Origin of the sequence: Alloalcanivorax sp. C16-2, from assembly GCF_046507615.1 — a bacterium.
In the GTDB taxonomy this organism is placed as follows: domain Bacteria; phylum Pseudomonadota; class Gammaproteobacteria; order Pseudomonadales; family Alcanivoracaceae; genus Alloalcanivorax; species Alloalcanivorax marinus_A.
The window spans coordinates 160,686-179,287 of sequence record NZ_JBKFTL010000003.1; the positions used below are offsets into that span (position 1 = coordinate 160,686).

Here is an 18,602-nt window from a genome sequence, read left to right on the forward strand (position 1 = left end):
TTATCATGGGGCGCTTGCCCGCTTCGGGCAGGGTTCCCCGGGGAACGAAGACGCTTCAGGACGGCCAATGATTCAGAAAAGAACCATCAATGTGCGCCGCGTGGTGAAGGTGCTGCAGGGCGCCGCCCGTGGCGGGGTGAGCATTCCCGCCCTGCTGGATGACTGCGGCATCGAACGGCGGGTACTGGAGGATCCGGAAGCGCGCATCGAGCGCGATACCTTCATCAAATTGATGCTCCGGGTGATGGAGCAGACCCAGGACGAGTTCCTGGGCTTCGGCCAGGGCCGCAAATCCAAGCCGGGCACTTTTTCCATGATGGCCCATGCGGTGATCAACTGTCCCAACCTGGAAGCGGCGGTGGACCGGGGTATTCGCTTCTACCAGTTGTTCAATCTCAGCATGAACAGTGAGTTGGTGCGCGACGGTGATACCGCGCGGCTGATCACCCGGGTCGATCCCCGCCTGGATTTCCGTGATGTGATCATCGAGACGATGCTGTTCCTGTCGTTGCGTTTCATGGGCTGGCTGGTGGGCAAGCCGGTGGTGCCGGAAGCGGTTTACCTGGATTACGAGCCCCTGCGCGAGGACGATGAATACCGTTTTATGTTCGATTGCCCCACCTACCACGACAGTGATTGCAACCAGGTGCTGTTTCCCGCCCACTACCTGGACCTGCCCCTGGTGCAGAACGAGTTGTCACTGTCCAAGTTCCTGCGCGCATCCCTGGCGCAACTGTTCGACGGCACGGTGCACAACGTGGGCCTGCCGGCGCGGATTCGCGCCATCATCTCCACTGAGTACGGCAACCACTTTCCGGATTTCGGCGAAATCTGCGAGAAACTGGACATGACCCCGCAAACCCTGCGCCGCCGTCTCAAGGAGGGCAACACCAGTTATCAGGAGATCAAGGATTCGATCCGCAAGGACGCCTCGGTGTACTACCTGTCCAAGCCGGAGCTGAGCATCGACGAGATCGCCCTGTTGATGGGCTTCAGCGAGGCCAGCTCCTTCCACCGGGCGTTCAAGAAATGGACCAACCAGACCCCGTCCGCCTACCGGCGACAACATTTCGGCGATTTCCACGGAGACCTCAATGACCGCCGCTGACGACGCCACCGCGCGCCTGCTCGTTACCTGCCCGGACCAGCCGGGCATCATCAGTGCCGTATCCACGTTCCTGTACAACCACGGCGCCAACATCACCGATTTCGACCAGCATTCCAGCGACCAGCAGGATGGCACTTTCTTCCTGCGTCTGGAATTTCAGACTCCGGATCTGGATTGCAGCCACGAGGCCCTGGAAAACAACTTCCGCAACCGGGTGGCGGCGCGCTATGGCATGCAGTGGCACATCAGCCATCCCGGCGCCAAGAAGCGCATGGCGATCCTGGTGTCGCGCCACGACCATGTGCTCATGGACCTGCTTTGGCGGGTATCCCGGGGCGACCTGCCGGCCACCATCCCGATGGTGATCAGCAACCACGACGACCTGCGCGACGAGGTGGAACGCTTCGGCATTCCCTACCACCATATCCCGGTCAACAAGGACAACAAGGCGGAGGCGGAGGCGCGGGCCCTGGAGTTGCTGGAAGGCCAGGCGGACGTGATCGTGCTGGCGCGCTACATGCAGATCCTGAGCCCGGAATTCGTGTCCCGGCATCCGCACCGCATCATCAATATCCACCATTCGTTCCTGCCCGCCTTCGTCGGCGCCAATCCCTACCAGCAGGCCTGGGACCGGGGCGTCAAACTGATCGGCGCCACCAGCCACTACGTCACCGAGGACCTGGACCAGGGGCCGATCATCGAGCAGAACGTGCAGCGCGTTTCGCACCGGCATTCCGCCGCCGAGCTGCGCGGTCTGGGCCAGGATGTGGAACGTCAGGTGATGCTGCGCGCGGTGCGCTGGCACCTGGAGGACCGCATCATCGTCGACGGCAACAAGACCGTGGTGTTTGTTAAGTAGCCGCCCCCCACGTTTTCGTAGGAGCGGCTTCAGCCGCGATGGGGCCCTGTATGGAGTCATCATGTCATCCAGCGAGGAAGTGTTCCTGGCGCTGTGCCGGCCCGGGTTCGAATCGGACCTGGCCGGGGAACTCACCGACCGCTGCGCCGAACTGGGGGCCTCCGGGTACCCCCAGGCCACCGACGGCAGCGGCTATGTGCTGTGGAACAACCTGCAGGGGGACCCGGATGCTCTGCTGCACACCGGGCTGATCTTCGGTCGCTCGTTCTACCCGCTCACGGCGACGTTCGAGGACCTGCCGGAGCACGATCGCATCGGCGCCCTGTGGCCGGAGCTGGCACTGCAGGGGCCGTTCGCCGAGCTCTATCTGGAGCACCCCGACACCAACGATGGCCGGGAGCTGGCGCGCTTTCTGCGCGGCTTCCGTAAGGCCCTGGAACCGCGCCTGCGCAAGGCCGGTCTGTTGCGCGACCGGGCCGATCGCCGCCTGCATCTTTTCTTCGAGGATTCCCGCACTGGCCGGGTGGGCGTCAGCCCGATCGAGGTGCCGCTGCCGGAAGGCGGCGTCACGCGGCTGCGGCTGGCGCCGGAGGCGCCCAGCCGTTCAGCGCTGAAACTGGAGGAGGCGATGCTGCGCTTCCTGGGCCGGGGCAAGCCGCCGGGCCTGCACACCGCCGTGGATCTGGGCGCCGCCCCGGGCGGCTGGAGCTGGCAGCTGGCACGCCTGGGGCTCAAGGTCACCGGCGTTGATCATGGGCGCCTGGATGCCCGTTTGCTGGACGAGTACCCGGTGCGTCACGTGTCCGGCGATGCCTTTACCTGGCGCCCGGAGCGGCCGGTGGATCTGGTGGTCTGCGATGTGGTGGACAAGCCGGCGCGAACTCTGGCGCTGATGCAGAAATGGCTGGAGCAGGGCTGGGCGCGGGCGGCGCTGTTCAACCTCAAGCTGCCCATGGCGCGCCGTTACCGGGAAAGCCGGGCGCTGCTGGAGCGCCTTGCCGATGGCCTGGAACGCCGCCAGGTGGGGGCGCTGATCCAGGCTTCCCATCTTTACCATGACCGCGAGGAAATCACCGTCTGGGTGGATACCCGGGCGCCGTGACCGGCGCGGTGGGCGGTGATCGCTTGCCGCCGCCCTTGGCGGGCCGGTTATAATGGCCGCCCTTTTTTCGCACCCTCCGAAATGCCGATACCCCATGACTGACATTCAGCCGCAACACCACCTCGACGCCACCGGCCTGCTGTGCCCGGAACCGGTCATGCTGCTGCACGGCAAGGTCCGCGACATGGCGCCCGGTGAGGTGCTGGAGGTGCGCGCCACGGACCCCTCCACCGAGCGCGATATTCCCAAGTTCTGCCAGTTTCTCGGTCACCGCCTGCTGGAGTGGCGCCAGGACGGCGAGCTGTACCTTTACTGGATCGAGAAGAAACCGGCCTGAGCGGCGCCGGACCGCTTGCTCCGGCGACCCGGCCGGGCAAAGCTGGCGCCAATTGCCGCTGACCTTTTTTCCCCTAATGTCGATACCGACGGTCAATGCCACGGTATCGGGGTGTGGTTGTTGCCGTACCGGCGTGCTAGTTTTTGAGGCCAGCCGCCGCGCCATAACAACAAGCACAATTTGGGGGAACCACCATGCGTATCGGTATCGTCGTCGACTCGACCTGCGATTTGCCGGAACAATATTTCCGCGAACACAATCTTCGCATCCTGCCTATTTCCGTCCGTCTCGGTGAAGACCTGCTGGTGGACAAGCGGGACCCGGACGCCACCGCGCGTTTCTACCGTGACCAGCTCGACGCCAAGGGCCGCGACGCGGAATCCATTCCTTATTCGGCGGATCAGATTCGCGCCGTGTTCCTTGAGGAACTGGTGCTGGATTACGACCTGGTGTTCTGCATCACGGTGTCCGGCAAGCGCAGCCAGATTTTCGACAACGCCACCCAGGCGTCCTTCTCGATCCTCAAGGAGTACCAGAAGGTGCGCGCCGATGCCGGCGTGTCAGGCCCGTTCTCCATGCGGGTGATCGACAGCAAGACCCTTTTTTCCGGTACCGCGGTACTGGTCTGCGAAGCGGTGGAGCTGATTCGCGGCGGTGCCAATCGCAACGCCATTCGCCTCAATATCGATGAGATGGTTCCCCACGTTTGCGGCTACATGGTGCCGGCGGACCTGGGCTATGTGCGCGACCGGGGTTTCAAGAAGGGCGAGCGCAAGCGGCTCTCGGATTCCATGCGCGGGCTGGCGCTGAGCGTGGGGTCGGCGTTGTCCATGCATCCGATCATCCGCATTCATGGCGGCGAGGAGAATCCGGCGGCGGTGAACCGCAGCTACGAAAAATCCGTGCGGCGGCTGTTCGAGCACGTGGCCGGGCGCATTCGTGGCGGCCATTTGATTTCCCGCCATGTGTGCCTGAGCTACGCCGGTGACGTGAGCCGTGTCTCGGCGATGCCGGGCTACGCGGAGCTGAAGGTGGCGGCGGAGGAGCGCGGCGTGCGCCTGCTGATTTCCACCATGAGTCCCACCGGCGCCATCAACGTGGGCGCCGGTTGCCTGTTCGTGGCCTACGCCAGCGAGAACGACCAGTTCGAGTAGCGCCCGCGTAGGAGCGGCTTCAGCCGCGATCCCCGGCGGTTGCCAAACCGGATCGCGGTGGGGTGATCGCGGGGGGATCGCGACTGAAGTCGCTCCTACAGTCGCTCAGGGTTTAGTCCCGGAAGCGCTTGGTCAGGTCCTCATAGGCGTCGATGCGGCGGTCGCGCAGGTAGGGCCAGATGCGGCGCACGGATTCGGAGCGTGCCGGGTCCAGGTCGGCGATCAGGATCTGCTCCTGGTCGTCGCCGGCGCGGGCCAGGTATTCGCCCTGGGGGCCGCAGATGAAGCTGTTACCCCAGAATTGTATGCCACCGTCGCCGTCCGGCGCCGGTTCGAAGCCGGTACGGTTGGCCACCACCACGGGCAGCCCATTGGCCACCGCGTGGGCCCGCTGCACGGTGATCCAGGCGTCCAGCTGACGGGCCTGCTCGTCGGGCTCGTCGGTGCGATCCCAGCCGATGGCGGTGGGGTAGAGCAGCAGGTCGGCGCCGGCCAGGGCCATCAGCCGCGCCGCTTCCGGGTACCACTGATCCCAGCACACCAGCACCCCCAGCTTGCCGACGCTGGTGCGGATCGGTGTGAAGCCGGACTGGCCGGTGTTGAAGGTGGCGTCACCGGGGGTGAAGTAGAACTTCTCGTAGAAGCCCGGGTCATCGGGGATGTGCATCTTGCGGTACAGGCCGGCCAGGTTGCCATCGCGTTCCAGCACCACGGCGGTGTTGTGGTACAGGCCGGTGGCGCGCTTCTCGAACAGGCTGGCCACGATCACGATGTTCAGCTCCCGGGCCAGGGCGCCGAGCGCGTCGGTGCTGGGGCCGGGGATCGGCTCGGCCAGGTCGAACACCGAGGTATCCTCGGTTTGGCAGAAATACAGACTGCGGTGCAGCTCCTGGAGCATCACCAGCTCGGCGCCGGCGGCGGCGGCCTCGCGGATCTTCTCCATGGAGCGGTCCAGGTTGCGCGCCAGGTCGGCGCTGTTTTGCTGCTGAATGGCGGCGACGCGCATGGTGTTCCTTTTCAGGGGTTGGGTGAATCAGTCTACAGCACGCCTTCCGGCAGTTGCATGGTCACGCAGTGCAGGCTGCCGCCCTGCTCGATCAGCGGCCGGCAGGGGATACCCTCCACGGCGCGCTCGCCGGCCACCGCCGCCAGGGCATTCAGTGCCGCCGCGTCGCTGGCGCAGCCGTACACCGGCACCAGGATCTTGCGGTTGGTGATCAGGAAGTTGGCGTAGGTGGCCGGCAACCTCTCGCCCTCGGCGTTGTATTGGGCGTTGGCCATGGGCAGGCGCACCAGCCTCAGGTCGTGGGCATCAGCCAGGGCTTCCAGTTCCCGGGCCATGTCCGCCAGGGCCGCGTGGTGGGCGTCCTCCCGGTCGTCGCAGCCCACGTAGGCGATGGTGTTGGCGTTGACGAAGCGCGCCAGGGTGTCCACGTGGGCGTCGGTGTCGTCGCCTTCCAGCTCGCCATGGTCCAGCCACCAGATGCGCTCGACGCCGAGGGTGACGCGCAGGCGTTCGGCCAGTTCCTGCTCGCTGAGCAGCGGGTTGCGGTTGGGGTTGCGCAGGCAGGCCCGGGTGGTGAGCAGGGTGCCGTGGCCGTCGGTGTCGATGGCGCCGCCTTCCAGTACCAGGTCCACGGTTTCCCGGGGGGCGCGCCAGGGCAGGGTGGCGTTAAGGGCGTCGTCCCGTCGCGCCGGGAACTTGTGGCCCCAGCCGGTAAAACGGAAGTCCAGCAGTCGCGGGGCGCCGTCGTCGGCGACACTGATGGGGCCGAAGTCCCGGGCCCAGGTATCGTCGTAGTCGGCCAACTCGATGCGCAGCCGGCTCAGGTCGGCGCCGGCCTCGGCCAGGCATCGGCGGGCCTGGTCGGCGCGCTCGTCGTCACGGCACAGCAACAGCACCCGCTCGTGGTCGAGCAGGGCACGGATCAGGGCGGTGTAGGTGGCGTGGGCGGCGTCCAACTGGCGGGCCCAGTCGGTGTCGGCGTCGGGCCAGGCCAGCAGCACCCCCCACTGGGGGTGCCATTCGGGCAATAACAGGCGCATCGGTCGGCTCGCTGATTGGCAACCGCGCGATTGTGTGGCGGTCGCCGATCAGCGTCAATGATAACCGCCTAGCCCTCGTTGTCGTCCTCATCCTCGATCACGATGCGGCCGGACGCCGGGTCGAAACGGAACCGGTCGGCGGCTTTGTCCGGGTCGGTGGCGGTGTCCTGGTCTTGCGGGTCGGCATCCAGGTCGCGCTCCGCTTCCTCTTCCTGCTCGCTGCCGGCGGCGCGCACGCCGGTGCTGCCCGGGGCGATGTCGGATTCGTCGGTTTCGTCGTCGTCCCTTTTCTTGTCGCGCTCATCGTCGGAATCCGCGTCCCGGTTCTTGATGCGCGACTCCACTTCGATCTGGGTTTCCTCGTTCTCCACGTCCGGAGGCAAAGGGTGGCCGGTTTCCCGTTCACGCACGGTGGTGGTCTCATCGGTGCGTGCCGGGCGCTCCTCGGACACGCTGTGCAGCACGATGTCGTTCTCGAAATAAACGGTGAAGTCCGGGTAGTGCCAGCGCCCGATGGGCGGATTGCCCACCGGTGTCCGCACCCGTTGCGGTTCGCCGAACTGCTGGCGAACCTGCGCCTTGCTCATGCCCCGGGTAGGGCCGTCGGCGGCCCAGGCGGCCATCGGCGAGACGATCAGCGCCACGAGCAGCGCGGCAATGATGTTGTTCATATTGTTCCTTCCCCCAATCTGGACCCCTTAGCATCCACAGTCTGAACCTTTGTTCAAGTGGCGCGGTCCCAACGGGACCCTCGCCCGAACACCGTCGGTGTTCGCCGGCGGATTCGAATTCAACCAGGACCGCGCTGGACGGTCGTGGATGCCGATCACAACCCGCCCGTGCCAATCCCGGCAGCGGGCCGGTTTTCGTCTGGCGCCCCGCGGCCTTTTAGTGCTTAAATGCGCGCCATGTTTCGACCCTTTGCCCTGTTCGTGGGCCTGCGCTACACCGGCGCCCGGGCCCGTAATAGCTTCATTTCCGTGATCACCCTGATCTCCGCGCTCGGGCTGATGCTCGGCGTCGCCGTATTGATCACCGTCTTGTCGGTGATGAACGGCTTCGACCGTGAGCTTCAGACCCGTATCCTGGGGATGGTGACCCATTTGTCCGTGCATGGCCGCGAGCCGGTGGAGGACTGGCGCCAGCTCGCCGATCAGGTGAGCGGTTACCCGGGCGTGGAAGCGGCGGCGCCGTTCATTCAGCTTGAAGGCATGCTCACCCACAAGGGCAACGTGGCCGGCGCCCTGATCAATGGCGTCGAGCCGGAGGCGGAACGGCGCGTTTCCATCGTTGGCGACATGATGTGGGAAGGGGATTTCGATGCCCTGGCGGATACCCGTTTCGGGGTGGTGCTGGGCTACGGTCTGGCCCGCAAGCTGAACGCGGAGGTCGGTGACAAGGTGACCCTGGTGCTGCCCGAGGCCAGCGTGTCGCCGGCGGGTGTGATGCCGCGCTTCAAGCGCTTCAAGGTGGTGGGGGTGTTCCGCGCCCGCGCCGAGGTGGACGGCCTGTATGCCTATGTATCCACCCGGGACGCCGCCGTGCTGCACCGCCAGCCTGGCACCGTGGAGGGCATCCATCTGCGGCTGAGCGATCTGTTCGCGGCGCCGGACATCGGCTGGGGGCTGCAGCAAGCACTTGGCCCGGATTACTACACCACCGACTGGACCCGCACCCACGGCAATCTGTTCCAGGCCATCAAGATGGAAAAGAGCATGATGACCCTGCTGCTCAGCTTCATCGTCGCGGTGGCCGCGTTCAATATTATTTCCAGCCAGGTGATGCTGGTCACCGAGAAGCGCGGCAACATCGCCGTGCTGCGCACCCTGGGCGCGTCGCCGGGTACCATCATGCGGATCTTCATGGTCCAGGGAGCGGTGATCGGTCTGGCCGGCACCATCCTCGGCACCCTGCTCGGGGTGCTGCTGGCCAATAACGTCAGCGAGGTGGCGGCCTGGATCGAACGCACCTTCAATACCCGGCTGTTCGATGCTTACTTCGTCAACTATTTGCCGTCGCAACTGGAATGGAGCGACGTGGGGATCATCGTCGCCATCGCCATGGTGATCACCTTCGCCGCCACTCTCTACCCCTCCTGGCGGGCCAGCCGGGTGCGGCCGGCGGAGGCGCTGCGTTATGAATGACATCGTGCTGGCCGCCGATGGCCTGATCAAACGCTACCAGGAAGGGCAGGGTGAGCTGGAGGTGCTGAGCGGCGTCAACCTGACCGTGCGCCGTGGCGACACCGCCGCCATCGTTGGCGCCTCGGGCTCCGGCAAGTCCACCCTGCTGAATCTGCTCGGTGGCCTGGACGCGCCCACCGAGGGCACCGTGGCCATCGGTGGGCAGCCCCTGGCCGGGCTCAACGACCGGGGTCTGGGGCGTATTCGCAACCACTACCTGGGGTTCGTTTACCAGTTCCACCATCTGCTGCCGGAATTCACCGCCCTGGAAAACGTGGCCATGCCGTTGCTGATCCGCCGCTTGCGGCCCGCCGAGGCCCGGGAACGGGCGGCGCGCCTGCTTGACCAGGTGGGGCTGGCGGCACGCGCCAGCCACAAGCCGGCCATGCTCAGCGGCGGCGAACGCCAACGGGTGGCCATTGCCCGGGCCCTGGTCACCGACCCGGCCCTGGTGCTCGCCGACGAGCCCACCGGCAACCTGGACGAGCGCACCGCCGATCAGGTTCAGGAACTGATGCTGGATCTCAACCGGCGCCTGGGCACCGCGTTGCTGATCGTTACCCACGATCATCGCATCGCCGGCCGCTGCCAGACCCGCCACGAACTCCACGAAGGTCTTCTCAGAACGTTCTGACGCCGGGTAAGCCCCAGCCTACGCAAAGACACCGCGATGGCCGACAGCGGCGGCCCGGCGTGGCGGGTATTCTGCGTCCTGTCGGGTGGCCGGGTTCAGCGGCTGTTACGGCGCTGCTGACGGCGCCGCCGCGCGCGCAGGTGCCAGCTGCGCACCACCGCCAGCCGCCAGAACAGTTTCACCGCCAGGTAGGAGGTGAAGCCGGCGATCAGCGCGCAGACCAGGGAACCGGCCCACAGCGGCACCAGTTGCTCCACGAACCAGGCCACGTTGATGCCGTGGGGCGGGCTGGGGGTCATGCCCAGCATCCAGGCACCGATCCGGTAGGTGAAATAAAAGATCGGCACATAGGTAACGGGGTTGGAAATCCATACCAGAACCACCGACAGCGGCAGGTTGCAGTGGAAGCGCACCGCCAGCAGGGCGGCCAGCCCCATCTGCAGGGGAATGGGCAGCAGCCCGGTAAAGACGCCGATGAAGGCGGCGCCGGCCAGGGAATGGCGGTTGATGTGCCACAGGTTGGGGTCCGACAACACGCCACCCAGAAAGCTCAGGGACTTATGTCCTTTGAGGCGGTCCGGCGAGGGCAGGTATTTTCGGAATAACCGTTTCGGCATGTGAGACTGCTTCCCGGGCGGGAATCCATACGAGGGTTCCGTTGCGGGCGCTATTATGCCGATCCCGGGCGCCGTCGCCTAGGGAATCTCCGCGACCAGGATGATCAGGAGCGCAAGGATGCGTTACGCCGGTGTCGCCGTGGCCTTGGTCGCGGCGGTATGGAGTACCTCGCCATGGCCCCTGGCGGCTCTGGTGGGGCTGGCCGTGGTGGCCCGCCAGCCGCGCCTGGCCGTGAGCCTGGCGCTGGCCTGGGGGCTGGGCGCGCTGACGCTGCACCAGGGCCTCGCGGCGCGGCTGCCGGAGCCGTTGAACGGCCAGGAACTGAGCGTGCGGGCCCGGGTGGTGGATCTGGTGGAGCGTGACCAGCGCGCCCGCTACGGCGAGCCGGTGGCCTGGCAGCGGCTATGGCTGGAGGTGAGCCCGGGTCCTGGTGAGCCACGCTGGCCGGGGCGCCACCGGGTGCGGGTCACCGCCTGGGGGCCTTTGCCCGCCCTCCAGGCCGGAGACCGCTTCCAGGGCCGGGTGCGGCTCTATTTCCCCCATGGCTGGCACAACCAGACCGGGCCGGATGGTGCCCGTTTCGCGCTGTCCCGGCGCCTGGATGCCCGTGGCGAGCTGGTGGCCGTGGAGGGCCCGGTGCGGGCTGCCGGGGGGCTGCATGCCTTTCGCGCGCGGCTGGCGGCGCGCCTGCGCGAGCGGTTGGCCGGCAGCCCTCTGGGCGCGGCCGTGATCCCGGCCCTGGTGGCCGGTGACCGGCGCGGCCTGGGTCCCACCCTGCGGGAACGGTTCCAGGCCACCGGCACCGCCCATCTGCTGGCGATCTCCGGCCTTCATCTCACTCTCGTCACCGGCCTGTTGTGGTGGGTCGGTCGCTGGCTGCTGGCGCCCCTGTACGCCTGGGCGTGGCCACCGGCCCGGCACCTGGCGCTGCAGCAACTGGCCTGGTTGCAGGCCCTGGCCGGGGGGCTGGGCTATGCCGCTCTGGCCGGGTTCAGCCTGCCTACCCAGCGGGCCCTGCTGATGATGGCGGTGCTGGCCTGGTGCCGGCTGCGCCGGCGTGGGCCTCCCGCCGGCCGGGTGCTGGCTCTGGCGTTGATGGCGGTGCTGCTGGTGGACCCGCTGGCGGCGCTCTCGGCGGGCTTGTGGCTGTCATTCGGCGCCGTGGCGGTGATTCTGTTGCTGCTCGACGGCGGGCGCCTGCCGGTGATGCTGGCGTTGCCGGTGCCCATGGCGGTGGCCGGCGCCGCGCTGTTCGGTATCTGGGCCTGGTGGGCACCGTTGGCCAATCTGCTGCTGGTGCCGCTGTTCAGCCTGCTGGTGGTGCCGGCGGCGTTGCTGGGGGCGGTCGTGGACAGCGGCCCGCCGTTGATGGCGGCGGCGACCGGCGTGGAACTGGCGGTGGCGATCATGGACTGCCTGGCCACCTGGCCGGCCCCGTCGCTGCCGCCGGCGGCCGGCTGGGGTGGGGCATTGCTGTTGGCCGCCTGCCTGCTGTGGCTGTTACCAGCCTGGCCCTGGCCGCGCCGGTTGCTGGTGCTGTGTCTGCTGCCCTGGTGGTTGCCGGACCCGGGGGCACCGCCGCCGGGGCGGGTGGATCTGGTGGTGTTCGAGGTCGGCCAGGGCCAGGTCCTGGCGTTGCGCACCGCCCGGCATCTGGTGCTGTACGACGTGGGGCCGGCCTGGGAGGGCGGCTCCGCCATGGCCCGGGTGGTGGTGCCCTGGCTGCGCCGTCATCGGCTGCGACCGGATGTCACGGTGGTCAGCCATGGTGATGGCGACCACGCCGGCGGGTTGGGGGATCTGCCCTGGCCGGGGCGCTTGCTGGCCGGGGAGCCGGGCCGTCTCTCCGCGCCGGCCACGGCCTGCCGGGCCGGTCAGCACTGGCGTTTCGACGGCGTTGATTTCCGGGTGCTGTGGCCCCGCGACGATGGCTGGAGCGGTAACGATGCCAGCTGTGTGCTGCGCGTGGACGCGGTGGGCGCCAGCCTGCTGCTCACCGGCGACATCACCACGGCGGTGGAATACCGACTGCTGGGCAAGGTGGCGCCGGTGGAAGTACTGCAATTGGCCCATCACGGCAGCGCCTCGTCCAGCGCCGACGCCTGGGTGCGTTCGCTGGCGCCGCGCTGGGCGGTGGCCTCGGTGGGTTACGCCAACCGCTTCCACCACCCGGCGCCGGACCTGGTCGCCCGCCTGGAAGCGGCCGGTGTCACGGTTCTGCGCACCGACCGGACCGGCATGATTGTGTTTCGCCTGGGGGGCCTTGATAATGCCGCGCTTATAACAAAGTGGCGCCAGGACCATGGCCGGCCCTGGCACCGGCCCGCCAGCGGGCGCTATTGGTGAATCGTGGAAAGGGGATCTTACGTGCAGGATCTAGTGCGGTCCGGGGGCTGGATGATGCTCCCGATCCTGATCAGTTCGGTGGTGGCCCTGGCCATCGTGGTGGAACGCTTCTGGACCCTGCGTCCGAGTAAACTGTCGCCGCCGGATACGCTCAACCAGGTGCGCGGCTGGCTGCGCAAAGGGCAACTCAACGCCCAGCGCCTCAATGCCTTGCGTGAGCAGTCGCCGTTGGGGCGCATCCTCGCCGCCGGCCTGGCCAATGCCCGCCATGGCCGCGAGATCATGAAGGAGAGCATCCAGGAGGAAGCCACCGGCGTGGTCCACGACCTGGAAAAATACCTGGCCACCCTGGGTTCCATCGCCGCCATCGCCCCGCTGCTGGGCCTGCTGGGCACGGTGATTGGCATGATCGACGTGTTCGCCGCGATCATGATCCACGGTACCGGTGACGCCGCCCAACTGGCCGGCGGCATTTCCCAGGCGCTGCTTACCACCGCCGCCGGTCTGGTGGTGGCGATCCCGGCGATTTTCTTCCACCGCTTCTTCGTGCGCCGGGTGGAGGAGATTACCGTGGGCATGGAACAGAACGCGGTGCACCTGGTGGATCTGGTGCACGGTGACCGGGAAGCCGGCCCGGCGGACGGTGCCGGAGGCAAGCCGTGAAATTTCCGCGCCCGCGTCAGGAGGAAATCAGCGTCAACCTGACGCCGCTGATCGACGTGGTGTTCCTGCTGTTGATTTTCTTCATGGTGTCCACCACCTTCACCCGCGAGACCCAACTGGCGCTGACCTTGCCCGAGGCCAAGGGCACGCCGCCGCAAGCGGTGCCCGAGGCGGTGGAGATTCTGGTGTCGCCGCTGGGCGAGTATGTGATCAATGGCGAGAAGCTCGCCGACAACAGCGAGCGGGGTCTGCGCTCGGCGCTGTTGCGTCTGGGTCAGGACAAGACCACCCGGCCGATGATCATTACCGCCGACGCCAACGCCAGTTACCAGGCGGTGGTGCGCGTGATGGACGTGGCCGGACAGCTCGGCTTTGATAAGCTGTCGCTCACCACGCGCGAAGCCGATGACGAGGGGCAATGAGCCAACTACCCGATGATGCCTGGCAGACCTACAAACGGCTGCTTTCCTACGTAAAACCCCACTGGGCGATTCTGCTCGCCAGTTTTTTCGGTTACGCCATCTACGCCGCCACCCAGGCCGGCGCCGCCCAGCTCGCCGGTTACCTGGGCGAGACCGTGGTCAACCCGGAACCGCACCGGGTGGTGATCGTGTCCATCGCGCCGTTCTTTATCGCCCTGGCCCAGGGCATCGGCCAGTTCATGGGCAGTTACTCGATGACCTGGGTGGCCCAGGAGATTGTTTACCGGTTGCGCAACGAAGTGTTCGGCCAGGTGCTGCGTCTGCCCCAGGCGGAATACAACAACAACGCTTCCGGGCGGATCATGTCGAAGATCATCTTCGATGCCCAGCAGGTCACCAGCGCCGGCACCGACGCCATCATCGTGATGCTGCGCGAGGGACTGACGGTGATCGGGCTGATCACCTTTTTGCTCTACCAGAACTGGAAGCTGACCTTGATCCTGCTGGTGATGGCGCCCCTGGTGGCCACCGTGGTCAACCTGACCAGCAAGCGTTTCCGCCGCATCAGCCGGCGCATCCAGTCGTCCATGGGCAACATCACCCAGTTCCTGGGCGAGGCCATCGAGGGCAACCAGGCGGTGAAGATCTTTGGTGGCCAGAAGCTGGAGGCCGACCGTTTCCATTCCGTGAGCCGCCGTTTTTCGCGGCAGAACACCAAGCTCAACGCCAGCAAGATCGCCTCCACGGTGATCGTGCAGCTGTTCGTGGCGGCGGCGATCGGCGCGGTCACCTATCTGTACATCACCCTGATGGGCGAGGCGCTCACCGTGGGTGGCTTCCTGTCCTACATCGCCGCCGCCGGCATGGTGCAAAAGCCGCTTAAGCAACTCACCGACGTGAACGTGAAAATCCAGCGTGGCGTCACCGGCGCTTCGTCCCTGTTCGAGCTGATGGACCGGCCCACGGAACCGGACCTGGGTACGCAGACCCTGAGCCGCACCAGCGGCGAGATCGAATTTCGCAATGTCACGTTCGGTTATGATCCGGCCCAGCCGGTGCTGCGCAACCTGAGTTTTTCGGTGACCAGCGGCGAGACCATCGCCCTGGTGGGTCGCTCCGGTGCTGGCAAAAGCACCATCTCGGCGATGCTGCCGCGCTTCTTCGACCCGGATTCCGGCGAGGTGCGCCTCGATGGCGTGCCGCTGACGGACTATAAACTGGCGGATCTGCGTGCGCAGATCGCCATGGTCAGCCAGAAGGTGGTGCTGTTCAACGACACCGTGCGCAACAACATCGCCTACGGGGAAATGCGCGGCGCCGACGACGCCGCCATCGAGGAGGCGGCGCGCAACGCCTATGCCTGGGACTTCATCCAGCGCCTGGAACATGGCCTGGACACCGAGGTAGGCCAGGACGGCGCCCAGCTTTCCGGCGGCCAGCGCCAGCGTCTGGCGATCGCCCGGGCGCTGCTCAAGGATGCCCCGATCCTGATTCTGGACGAGGCCACCAGTGCCCTGGACACGGAATCCGAACACCACATTCAGCAGGCGCTGGAGCGCTTGATGGCCGGTCGCACCACCCTGGTGATCGCCCATCGCCTGTCCACCATCGAGAAGGCGGATCGCATCCTGGTGCTGGACCAGGGCCAGTTGATCGAGCAGGGCAGCCATGAGGAACTGCTCGCCCGCAACGGCCTTTATACCCAGCTCTACAAGATGGATTTCGCCGACAGCGGCAATGGCTGACTGGGCCCGCCGCGTTGAACAGGGCTGGTACGCCGGCAGCCCCTGGCTGGCGCCATTGCGTCCGCTGGGCTGGCTGGTGGGCCGGGTGGCGCGGCGCCGGCTGCGCCGCTTCCTGGCCGCCGCCGAGGCGCCGCCGGTGCCGGTGCTGGTGGTGGGCAATGTCACCGTGGGTGGTACCGGCAAGACGCCGCTGGTGATCGCCCTGGCGCGCCGGGCCCGGGAGCGGGGGCTCACGGTAGTGGTGATTTCCCGGGGCTATGGCGGCGAGGGCGGTGACTATCCGCTCACCGTGCGCGCCGATGATGACCCGGCCCGGGTTGGCGACGAACCTCTGCTGATCGCCCGCCGCGCGGACGTGCCGGTGGTGCTTGATCCGCGCCGCGACCGGGCCCTGGACGAAGCGGCGCGCCGCCACGGCGCCGATCTGGTGATCAGTGATGACGGGCTGCAGCATTACGCCTTGCCGCGTTCCGCCGAGGTGGCGGTGATCGACGCCCGGCGGGGCCTGGGCAACGGTCGCTGCCTGCCGGCCGGTCCCCTGCGCGAGCCCGCCGACCGCCTTGACCGGGTGGACTTCGTGGTCGCCAACGGCGGGCCCTGGCCCGGCGCCGTGGTCATGCACCTGGTGCCCGGCGATCCGTCGCGGCTGAGTGACGGCGCTGCCCTGGACGCGGCCACTTTCCGGGACCGCTATCCGGCGGTGCACGCGGTGGCCGGCATTGGCCACCCGGAGCGGTTCTTCCGCACCCTGGACTTGCTCGGCCTGACGGTGACTCCCCACGCGTTCCCCGATCACCACGCCTTCCGGCCCTCGGACCTGACCTTCGGTGACGACCGCCCGGTGATCATGACCGAGAAGGACGCGGTAAAATGCCAGGGTTTCGATGATCCCCGTCTGTGGACGCTGCCGGTGCGCGCCGACCTGCCGCCGGCGATCCTGGACGCCATGCTCGACCGGACCCTGGGGCAGGGTCCCCGCGAGGAGAGACAATGAGTTTTTATGTGGTAGTGCCGGCCCGTTACGCCTCGTCGCGGCTGCCGGGCAAGCCGCTGGCGGATCTGGCCGGCAAGCCGATGATCGTGCGCGTGGCGGAACGCTGCGCGCGCAGCGGCGCCGGCCAGGTGCTGGTGGCCACCGATGATCCCCGGGTACGTGACGCGGTGGGCGATACCGCCCGGGTGGTGATGACCCGGGACGACCATCCCTCCGGCACCGACCGGCTGCAGGAAGTGGCGGCGCAACTGGGCCTGGACGACGACGACATCGTGGTCAACGTGCAGGGCGACGAGCCGCTGATTCCGCCGACGGTAATCGATCAGGTGGCGGACAATCTGCGCCGCCACGACGATTGCCGCATGGCCACCCTGTGTGAACCCATCGAGGACGCCGCGGACCTGTTCAACAGCAACGTCTGCAAGGTGGTGTTCGACGTCAATGGCCGCGCGCTGTATTTCTCCCGGGCGCCGATTCCCTGGCACCGGGACGGCTTCGCTCGCGACCGGGAAGACCTGAGCGGTGGCCGCTGGTGGCGGCACATCGGCATCTATGCCTACCGGGTGGGCTTCCTGCACCAGTTCGTGCAGTGGCCGCCGGCGCCCCTGGAGCAACTGGAATCCCTGGAGCAATTGCGCGCCCTGGCCAACGGCGCCGCCATCCATGTGGCGCCGGCCCGGGAGCCGGTGCCCGGCGGCGTCGACACCGAGGATGACCTGGCGCGCATGCGTCGCCACCTGGCGGGAGAAGCCTGATGTCGGTATCCGTTTTGTTCGTATGCCTGGGCAACATCTGCCGCTCGCCCACCGCCGAGGCGGTGTTCCGGCAGCGGGTGATCGACGCCGGCCTGGAACAACGCATTCGCATCGACAGCGCCGGCACCGGTGACTGGCACATCGGCAAGGCGCCGGATCGCCGCGCCAGCGCCGCCGCCGCGCAACGGGGCTACGCCATGGACGACCTGCGCGCCCGCCAGGTCAGCGGCGACGATTTCCACCGTTTCGACTATGTGCTGGCCATGGACGATAACAATCTGGCGGATCTGGAAGCGCTGCGTGCCGGGGCGGGGGGCGATGACGGCGTGGTGCTGGCCCGCTTCCTGGACGTGCTCGGCGGCGCCGGCCCCCGGGAAGTGCCGGACCCTTACTACGGCGGCGACGATGGCTTCGACCACGTGCTCGACCTGGTGGAGCAGGCCAGCGATCTGTGGCTGGACCGGCTGCGGGAGCGGCTGTGATCGAACGGAACGCGGACCTGTCCGGCGCCAACACCCTGGCGCTGCCGGCCCGGGCCGAACGGCTGGCCCGGCCCGCCAGCGAGGAGGCCCTGGCCGAGGCCCTGGCGGCGCGGGCCGCAGGCGAACCCCTGTTCGTGCTGGGGCAGGGCAGCAACATCGTGCTCGACGGTGATCTGCCCGGGCTGACCCTGATCCCGGCGCTCTCCGGCATCGAGTACCGGGAGCAGGGCGATACCGCGCGCGTCACCGTGGGGGCTGGCGTGGTCTGGGATACCCTGGTGGCGGACACCGTGACGCGCGGCTGGCGGGGTCTGGAAAACCTGTCGTTGATCCCCGGCACCGCCGGCGCCGCGCCGTTTCAGAACATCGGCGCCTACGGCGTGGAACTGGCCGACGTGCTGGACAGCGTGGACACCCTGGCGGTGGCGGATGGCCGTCCAGTGCGCTTCGAAGCCGCCGACTGCGAATTCGATTACCGCGACAGCCTGTTCAAGAGCCGCCGACGCGGCGAATTCATCATTACCGGCATTACCCTGACCCTGCGCCGCCACGGCCCCTGCCGGGTGGATTACGGCGCCCTGGCGGCACGCTTCGCCGGGACCGACCCGGCCAGTCTGGACCCGGCCACGGTGCGCCAGGCGGTGATCGAGCAGCGGCGAAGCAAGCTACCCGATCCTCGGGAACTGCCCAACGCCGGCAGTTTCTTCAAGAACCCGGTGGTGTCCACCGCCCATCACGATCGCCTCAAGGCCGTCTGGCCGGAACTGGTGGCCTTCCCGCACCGCGACGGCATGAAGCTGGCTGCCGGCTGGCTGATCGAACGGGCCGGCTGGAAGGGCCGCAGCCTGGGGCCGGTGGGCATGCACCGCGACCAGGCCCTGGTGCTGGTCAACCACGGCGGCGCCCGCGCCGCCGACGTGCGCGCCCTGGCGGCGGCGGTGCGCGCCGACGTGCGCCAGCGCTTCGATGTGGATCTGGAGCAGGAACCGGTGCTGCTGCCAGGTCGTTAGCGGTACGCCGCCCGGTCGCTCCTACAGCAATATCCAACCTGCGGAGACGCGGCCCCAATGGAGAGCGGGCGTTCCGGCGAGCGCGATGAATCCGAATGGCCCCACCGTTCGTCGGTGGTTATGCCGGGCTGCCCCTGTTAGCCT

Annotated in this window: 19 protein-coding genes; 15 read left to right on the top strand and 4 right to left on the bottom strand. The window is 67.3% G+C overall.

The features are described from left to right. Positions 1-67: 67 nt before the first annotated feature. The 5 genes from ACLD02_RS14370 (at position 68) to ACLD02_RS14390 (ending at position 4,560) form a co-directional block, all read left to right on the top strand. Positions 68-1,108, top strand: coding sequence for an AraC family transcriptional regulator (locus tag ACLD02_RS14370; RefSeq protein WP_203100023.1), 1,041 nt, complete (start codon positions 68-70; stop codon positions 1,106-1,108). After that, entirely contained in the window at positions 1,095-1,967 is an 873-nt protein-coding gene (gene purU, locus ACLD02_RS14375; RefSeq protein ID WP_203100021.1) for a formyltetrahydrofolate deformylase, read from the top strand. Before ACLD02_RS14370 ends, purU begins: the two co-directional genes overlap by 14 nt. A gap of 61 nt (positions 1,968-2,028) precedes the next feature. Continuing rightward, complete coding sequence (gene rlmM / locus ACLD02_RS14380) at positions 2,029-3,069, top strand: 23S rRNA (cytidine(2498)-2'-O)-methyltransferase RlmM (RefSeq protein ID WP_410299028.1); 1,041 nt, start codon at positions 2,029-2,031, stop codon at positions 3,067-3,069. Positions 3,070-3,163: 94 nt separating this feature from the next. Then, a complete protein-coding gene (tusA, locus tag ACLD02_RS14385; RefSeq protein ID WP_203100017.1) occupies positions 3,164-3,406 on the top strand; it encodes a sulfurtransferase TusA in 243 nt (80 codons plus the stop codon). Positions 3,407-3,600: 194 nt separating this feature from the next. After that, on the top strand, positions 3,601-4,560 hold the full coding sequence (locus tag ACLD02_RS14390; RefSeq protein WP_203100015.1) for a DegV family protein: 960 nt from the start codon (positions 3,601-3,603) through the stop codon (positions 4,558-4,560). Positions 4,561-4,672: 112 nt separating this feature from the next. On the opposite strand, the gene ACLD02_RS14395 is transcribed toward ACLD02_RS14390, so the two are convergent. From ACLD02_RS14395 to ACLD02_RS14405, 3 genes are all read right to left on the bottom strand, one after another. Beyond that, positions 4,673-5,566, bottom strand: coding sequence for a carbon-nitrogen hydrolase (locus tag ACLD02_RS14395; protein WP_203100013.1), 894 nt, complete (start codon positions 5,564-5,566; stop codon positions 4,673-4,675). Between the two features lie 32 nt (positions 5,567-5,598). Beyond that, the gene (locus ACLD02_RS14400; RefSeq protein WP_203100011.1) at positions 5,599-6,606 is read right to left on the bottom strand and encodes an agmatine/peptidylarginine deiminase; all 1,008 of its coding nucleotides are present in this window, start codon (positions 6,604-6,606) and stop codon (positions 5,599-5,601) included. Between the two features lie 68 nt (positions 6,607-6,674). Beyond that, positions 6,675-7,277, bottom strand: coding sequence for a hypothetical protein (locus ACLD02_RS14405; RefSeq protein ID WP_203100009.1), 603 nt, complete (start codon positions 7,275-7,277; stop codon positions 6,675-6,677). 237 nt (positions 7,278-7,514) lie between these two features. Here ACLD02_RS14405 and ACLD02_RS14410 point away from each other — a divergent pair, with 237 nt between their 5' ends. Both ACLD02_RS14410 and ACLD02_RS14415 read left to right on the top strand, forming a co-directional pair. After that, positions 7,515-8,750, top strand: a complete 1,236-nt coding sequence (locus ACLD02_RS14410; RefSeq protein ID WP_203100007.1) for a lipoprotein-releasing ABC transporter permease subunit — start codon at positions 7,515-7,517, stop codon at positions 8,748-8,750. Next, positions 8,743-9,423: an ABC transporter ATP-binding protein gene (locus ACLD02_RS14415; RefSeq protein WP_203100005.1), complete on the top strand. Its 681-nt coding sequence runs from the start codon at positions 8,743-8,745 to the stop codon at positions 9,421-9,423. The genes ACLD02_RS14410 and ACLD02_RS14415 overlap by 8 nt, the downstream gene beginning before the upstream one ends. A gap of 95 nt (positions 9,424-9,518) precedes the next feature. Here ACLD02_RS14415 and ACLD02_RS14420 read toward each other — a convergent pair whose 3' ends face one another. After that, positions 9,519-10,040 carry a DUF2062 domain-containing protein gene (locus ACLD02_RS14420; RefSeq protein WP_203100003.1) on the bottom strand — a complete coding sequence of 174 codons (522 nt, stop codon included), beginning with the start codon at positions 10,038-10,040 and terminating at the stop codon, positions 9,519-9,521. Positions 10,041-10,158: 118 nt separating this feature from the next. On the opposite strand from ACLD02_RS14420, the gene ACLD02_RS14425 reads away from it, so the two are divergent. From ACLD02_RS14425 to murB, 8 genes are read left to right on the top strand one after another with little or no spacing between them, the layout of a single operon-like run. After that, positions 10,159-12,387 (top strand): DNA internalization-related competence protein ComEC/Rec2, encoded by a 2,229-nt coding sequence (locus tag ACLD02_RS14425; RefSeq protein WP_410299029.1) that lies wholly within the window; start codon positions 10,159-10,161, stop codon positions 12,385-12,387. Between the two features lie 21 nt (positions 12,388-12,408). Continuing rightward, positions 12,409-13,050: a MotA/TolQ/ExbB proton channel family protein gene (locus ACLD02_RS14430; protein WP_203099999.1), complete on the top strand. Its 642-nt coding sequence runs from the start codon at positions 12,409-12,411 to the stop codon at positions 13,048-13,050. Next, positions 13,047-13,472 (top strand): biopolymer transporter ExbD, encoded by a 426-nt coding sequence (locus ACLD02_RS14435; RefSeq protein WP_203099997.1) that lies wholly within the window; start codon positions 13,047-13,049, stop codon positions 13,470-13,472. Before ACLD02_RS14430 ends, ACLD02_RS14435 begins: the two co-directional genes overlap by 4 nt. Beyond that, complete coding sequence (gene msbA / locus ACLD02_RS14440) at positions 13,469-15,217, top strand: lipid A export permease/ATP-binding protein MsbA (protein WP_203099995.1); 1,749 nt, start codon at positions 13,469-13,471, stop codon at positions 15,215-15,217. Before ACLD02_RS14435 ends, msbA begins: the two co-directional genes overlap by 4 nt. Then, positions 15,210-16,211: a tetraacyldisaccharide 4'-kinase gene (lpxK, locus tag ACLD02_RS14445; RefSeq protein WP_410299030.1), complete on the top strand. Its 1,002-nt coding sequence runs from the start codon at positions 15,210-15,212 to the stop codon at positions 16,209-16,211. Before msbA ends, lpxK begins: the two co-directional genes overlap by 8 nt. Continuing rightward, a complete protein-coding gene (kdsB, locus tag ACLD02_RS14450) occupies positions 16,208-16,966 on the top strand; it encodes a 3-deoxy-manno-octulosonate cytidylyltransferase (RefSeq protein ID WP_203099991.1) in 759 nt (252 codons plus the stop codon). Before lpxK ends, kdsB begins: the two co-directional genes overlap by 4 nt. Then, entirely contained in the window at positions 16,966-17,448 is a 483-nt protein-coding gene (locus ACLD02_RS14455) for a low molecular weight protein-tyrosine-phosphatase (protein WP_203099989.1), read from the top strand. Before kdsB ends, ACLD02_RS14455 begins: the two co-directional genes overlap by 1 nt. Continuing rightward, on the top strand, positions 17,445-18,458 hold the full coding sequence (gene murB, locus ACLD02_RS14460) for a UDP-N-acetylmuramate dehydrogenase (protein ID WP_203099987.1): 1,014 nt from the start codon (positions 17,445-17,447) through the stop codon (positions 18,456-18,458). The genes ACLD02_RS14455 and murB overlap by 4 nt, the downstream gene beginning before the upstream one ends. Positions 18,459-18,602 lie beyond the last annotated feature (144 nt).

Coding starts and splice junctions, on each gene's coding strand:
- ACLD02_RS14370 (WP_203100023.1), top strand. CDS start 68: ATGATTCAGAAAAGAACCATCAATGTGCGCCGCGTGGTGAAGGTGCTG.
- purU (WP_203100021.1), top strand. CDS start 1,095: ATGACCGCCGCTGACGACGCCACCGCGCGCCTGCTCGTTACCTGCCCG.
- rlmM (WP_410299028.1), top strand. CDS start 2,029: ATGTCATCCAGCGAGGAAGTGTTCCTGGCGCTGTGCCGGCCCGGGTTC.
- tusA (WP_203100017.1), top strand. CDS start 3,164: ATGACTGACATTCAGCCGCAACACCACCTCGACGCCACCGGCCTGCTG.
- ACLD02_RS14390 (WP_203100015.1), top strand. CDS start 3,601: ATGCGTATCGGTATCGTCGTCGACTCGACCTGCGATTTGCCGGAACAA.
- ACLD02_RS14395 (WP_203100013.1), bottom strand. CDS start 5,566: ATGCGCGTCGCCGCCATTCAGCAGCAAAACAGCGCCGACCTGGCGCGC.
- ACLD02_RS14400 (WP_203100011.1), bottom strand. CDS start 6,606: ATGCGCCTGTTATTGCCCGAATGGCACCCCCAGTGGGGGGTGCTGCTG.
- ACLD02_RS14405 (WP_203100009.1), bottom strand. CDS start 7,277: ATGAACAACATCATTGCCGCGCTGCTCGTGGCGCTGATCGTCTCGCCG.
- ACLD02_RS14410 (WP_203100007.1), top strand. CDS start 7,515: ATGTTTCGACCCTTTGCCCTGTTCGTGGGCCTGCGCTACACCGGCGCC.
- ACLD02_RS14415 (WP_203100005.1), top strand. CDS start 8,743: ATGAATGACATCGTGCTGGCCGCCGATGGCCTGATCAAACGCTACCAG.
- ACLD02_RS14420 (WP_203100003.1), bottom strand. CDS start 10,040: ATGCCGAAACGGTTATTCCGAAAATACCTGCCCTCGCCGGACCGCCTC.
- ACLD02_RS14425 (WP_410299029.1), top strand. CDS start 10,159: ATGCGTTACGCCGGTGTCGCCGTGGCCTTGGTCGCGGCGGTATGGAGT.
- msbA (WP_203099995.1), top strand. CDS start 13,469: ATGAGCCAACTACCCGATGATGCCTGGCAGACCTACAAACGGCTGCTT.
- lpxK (WP_410299030.1), top strand. CDS start 15,210: ATGGCTGACTGGGCCCGCCGCGTTGAACAGGGCTGGTACGCCGGCAGC.
- kdsB (WP_203099991.1), top strand. CDS start 16,208: ATGAGTTTTTATGTGGTAGTGCCGGCCCGTTACGCCTCGTCGCGGCTG.
- ACLD02_RS14455 (WP_203099989.1), top strand. CDS start 16,966: ATGTCGGTATCCGTTTTGTTCGTATGCCTGGGCAACATCTGCCGCTCG.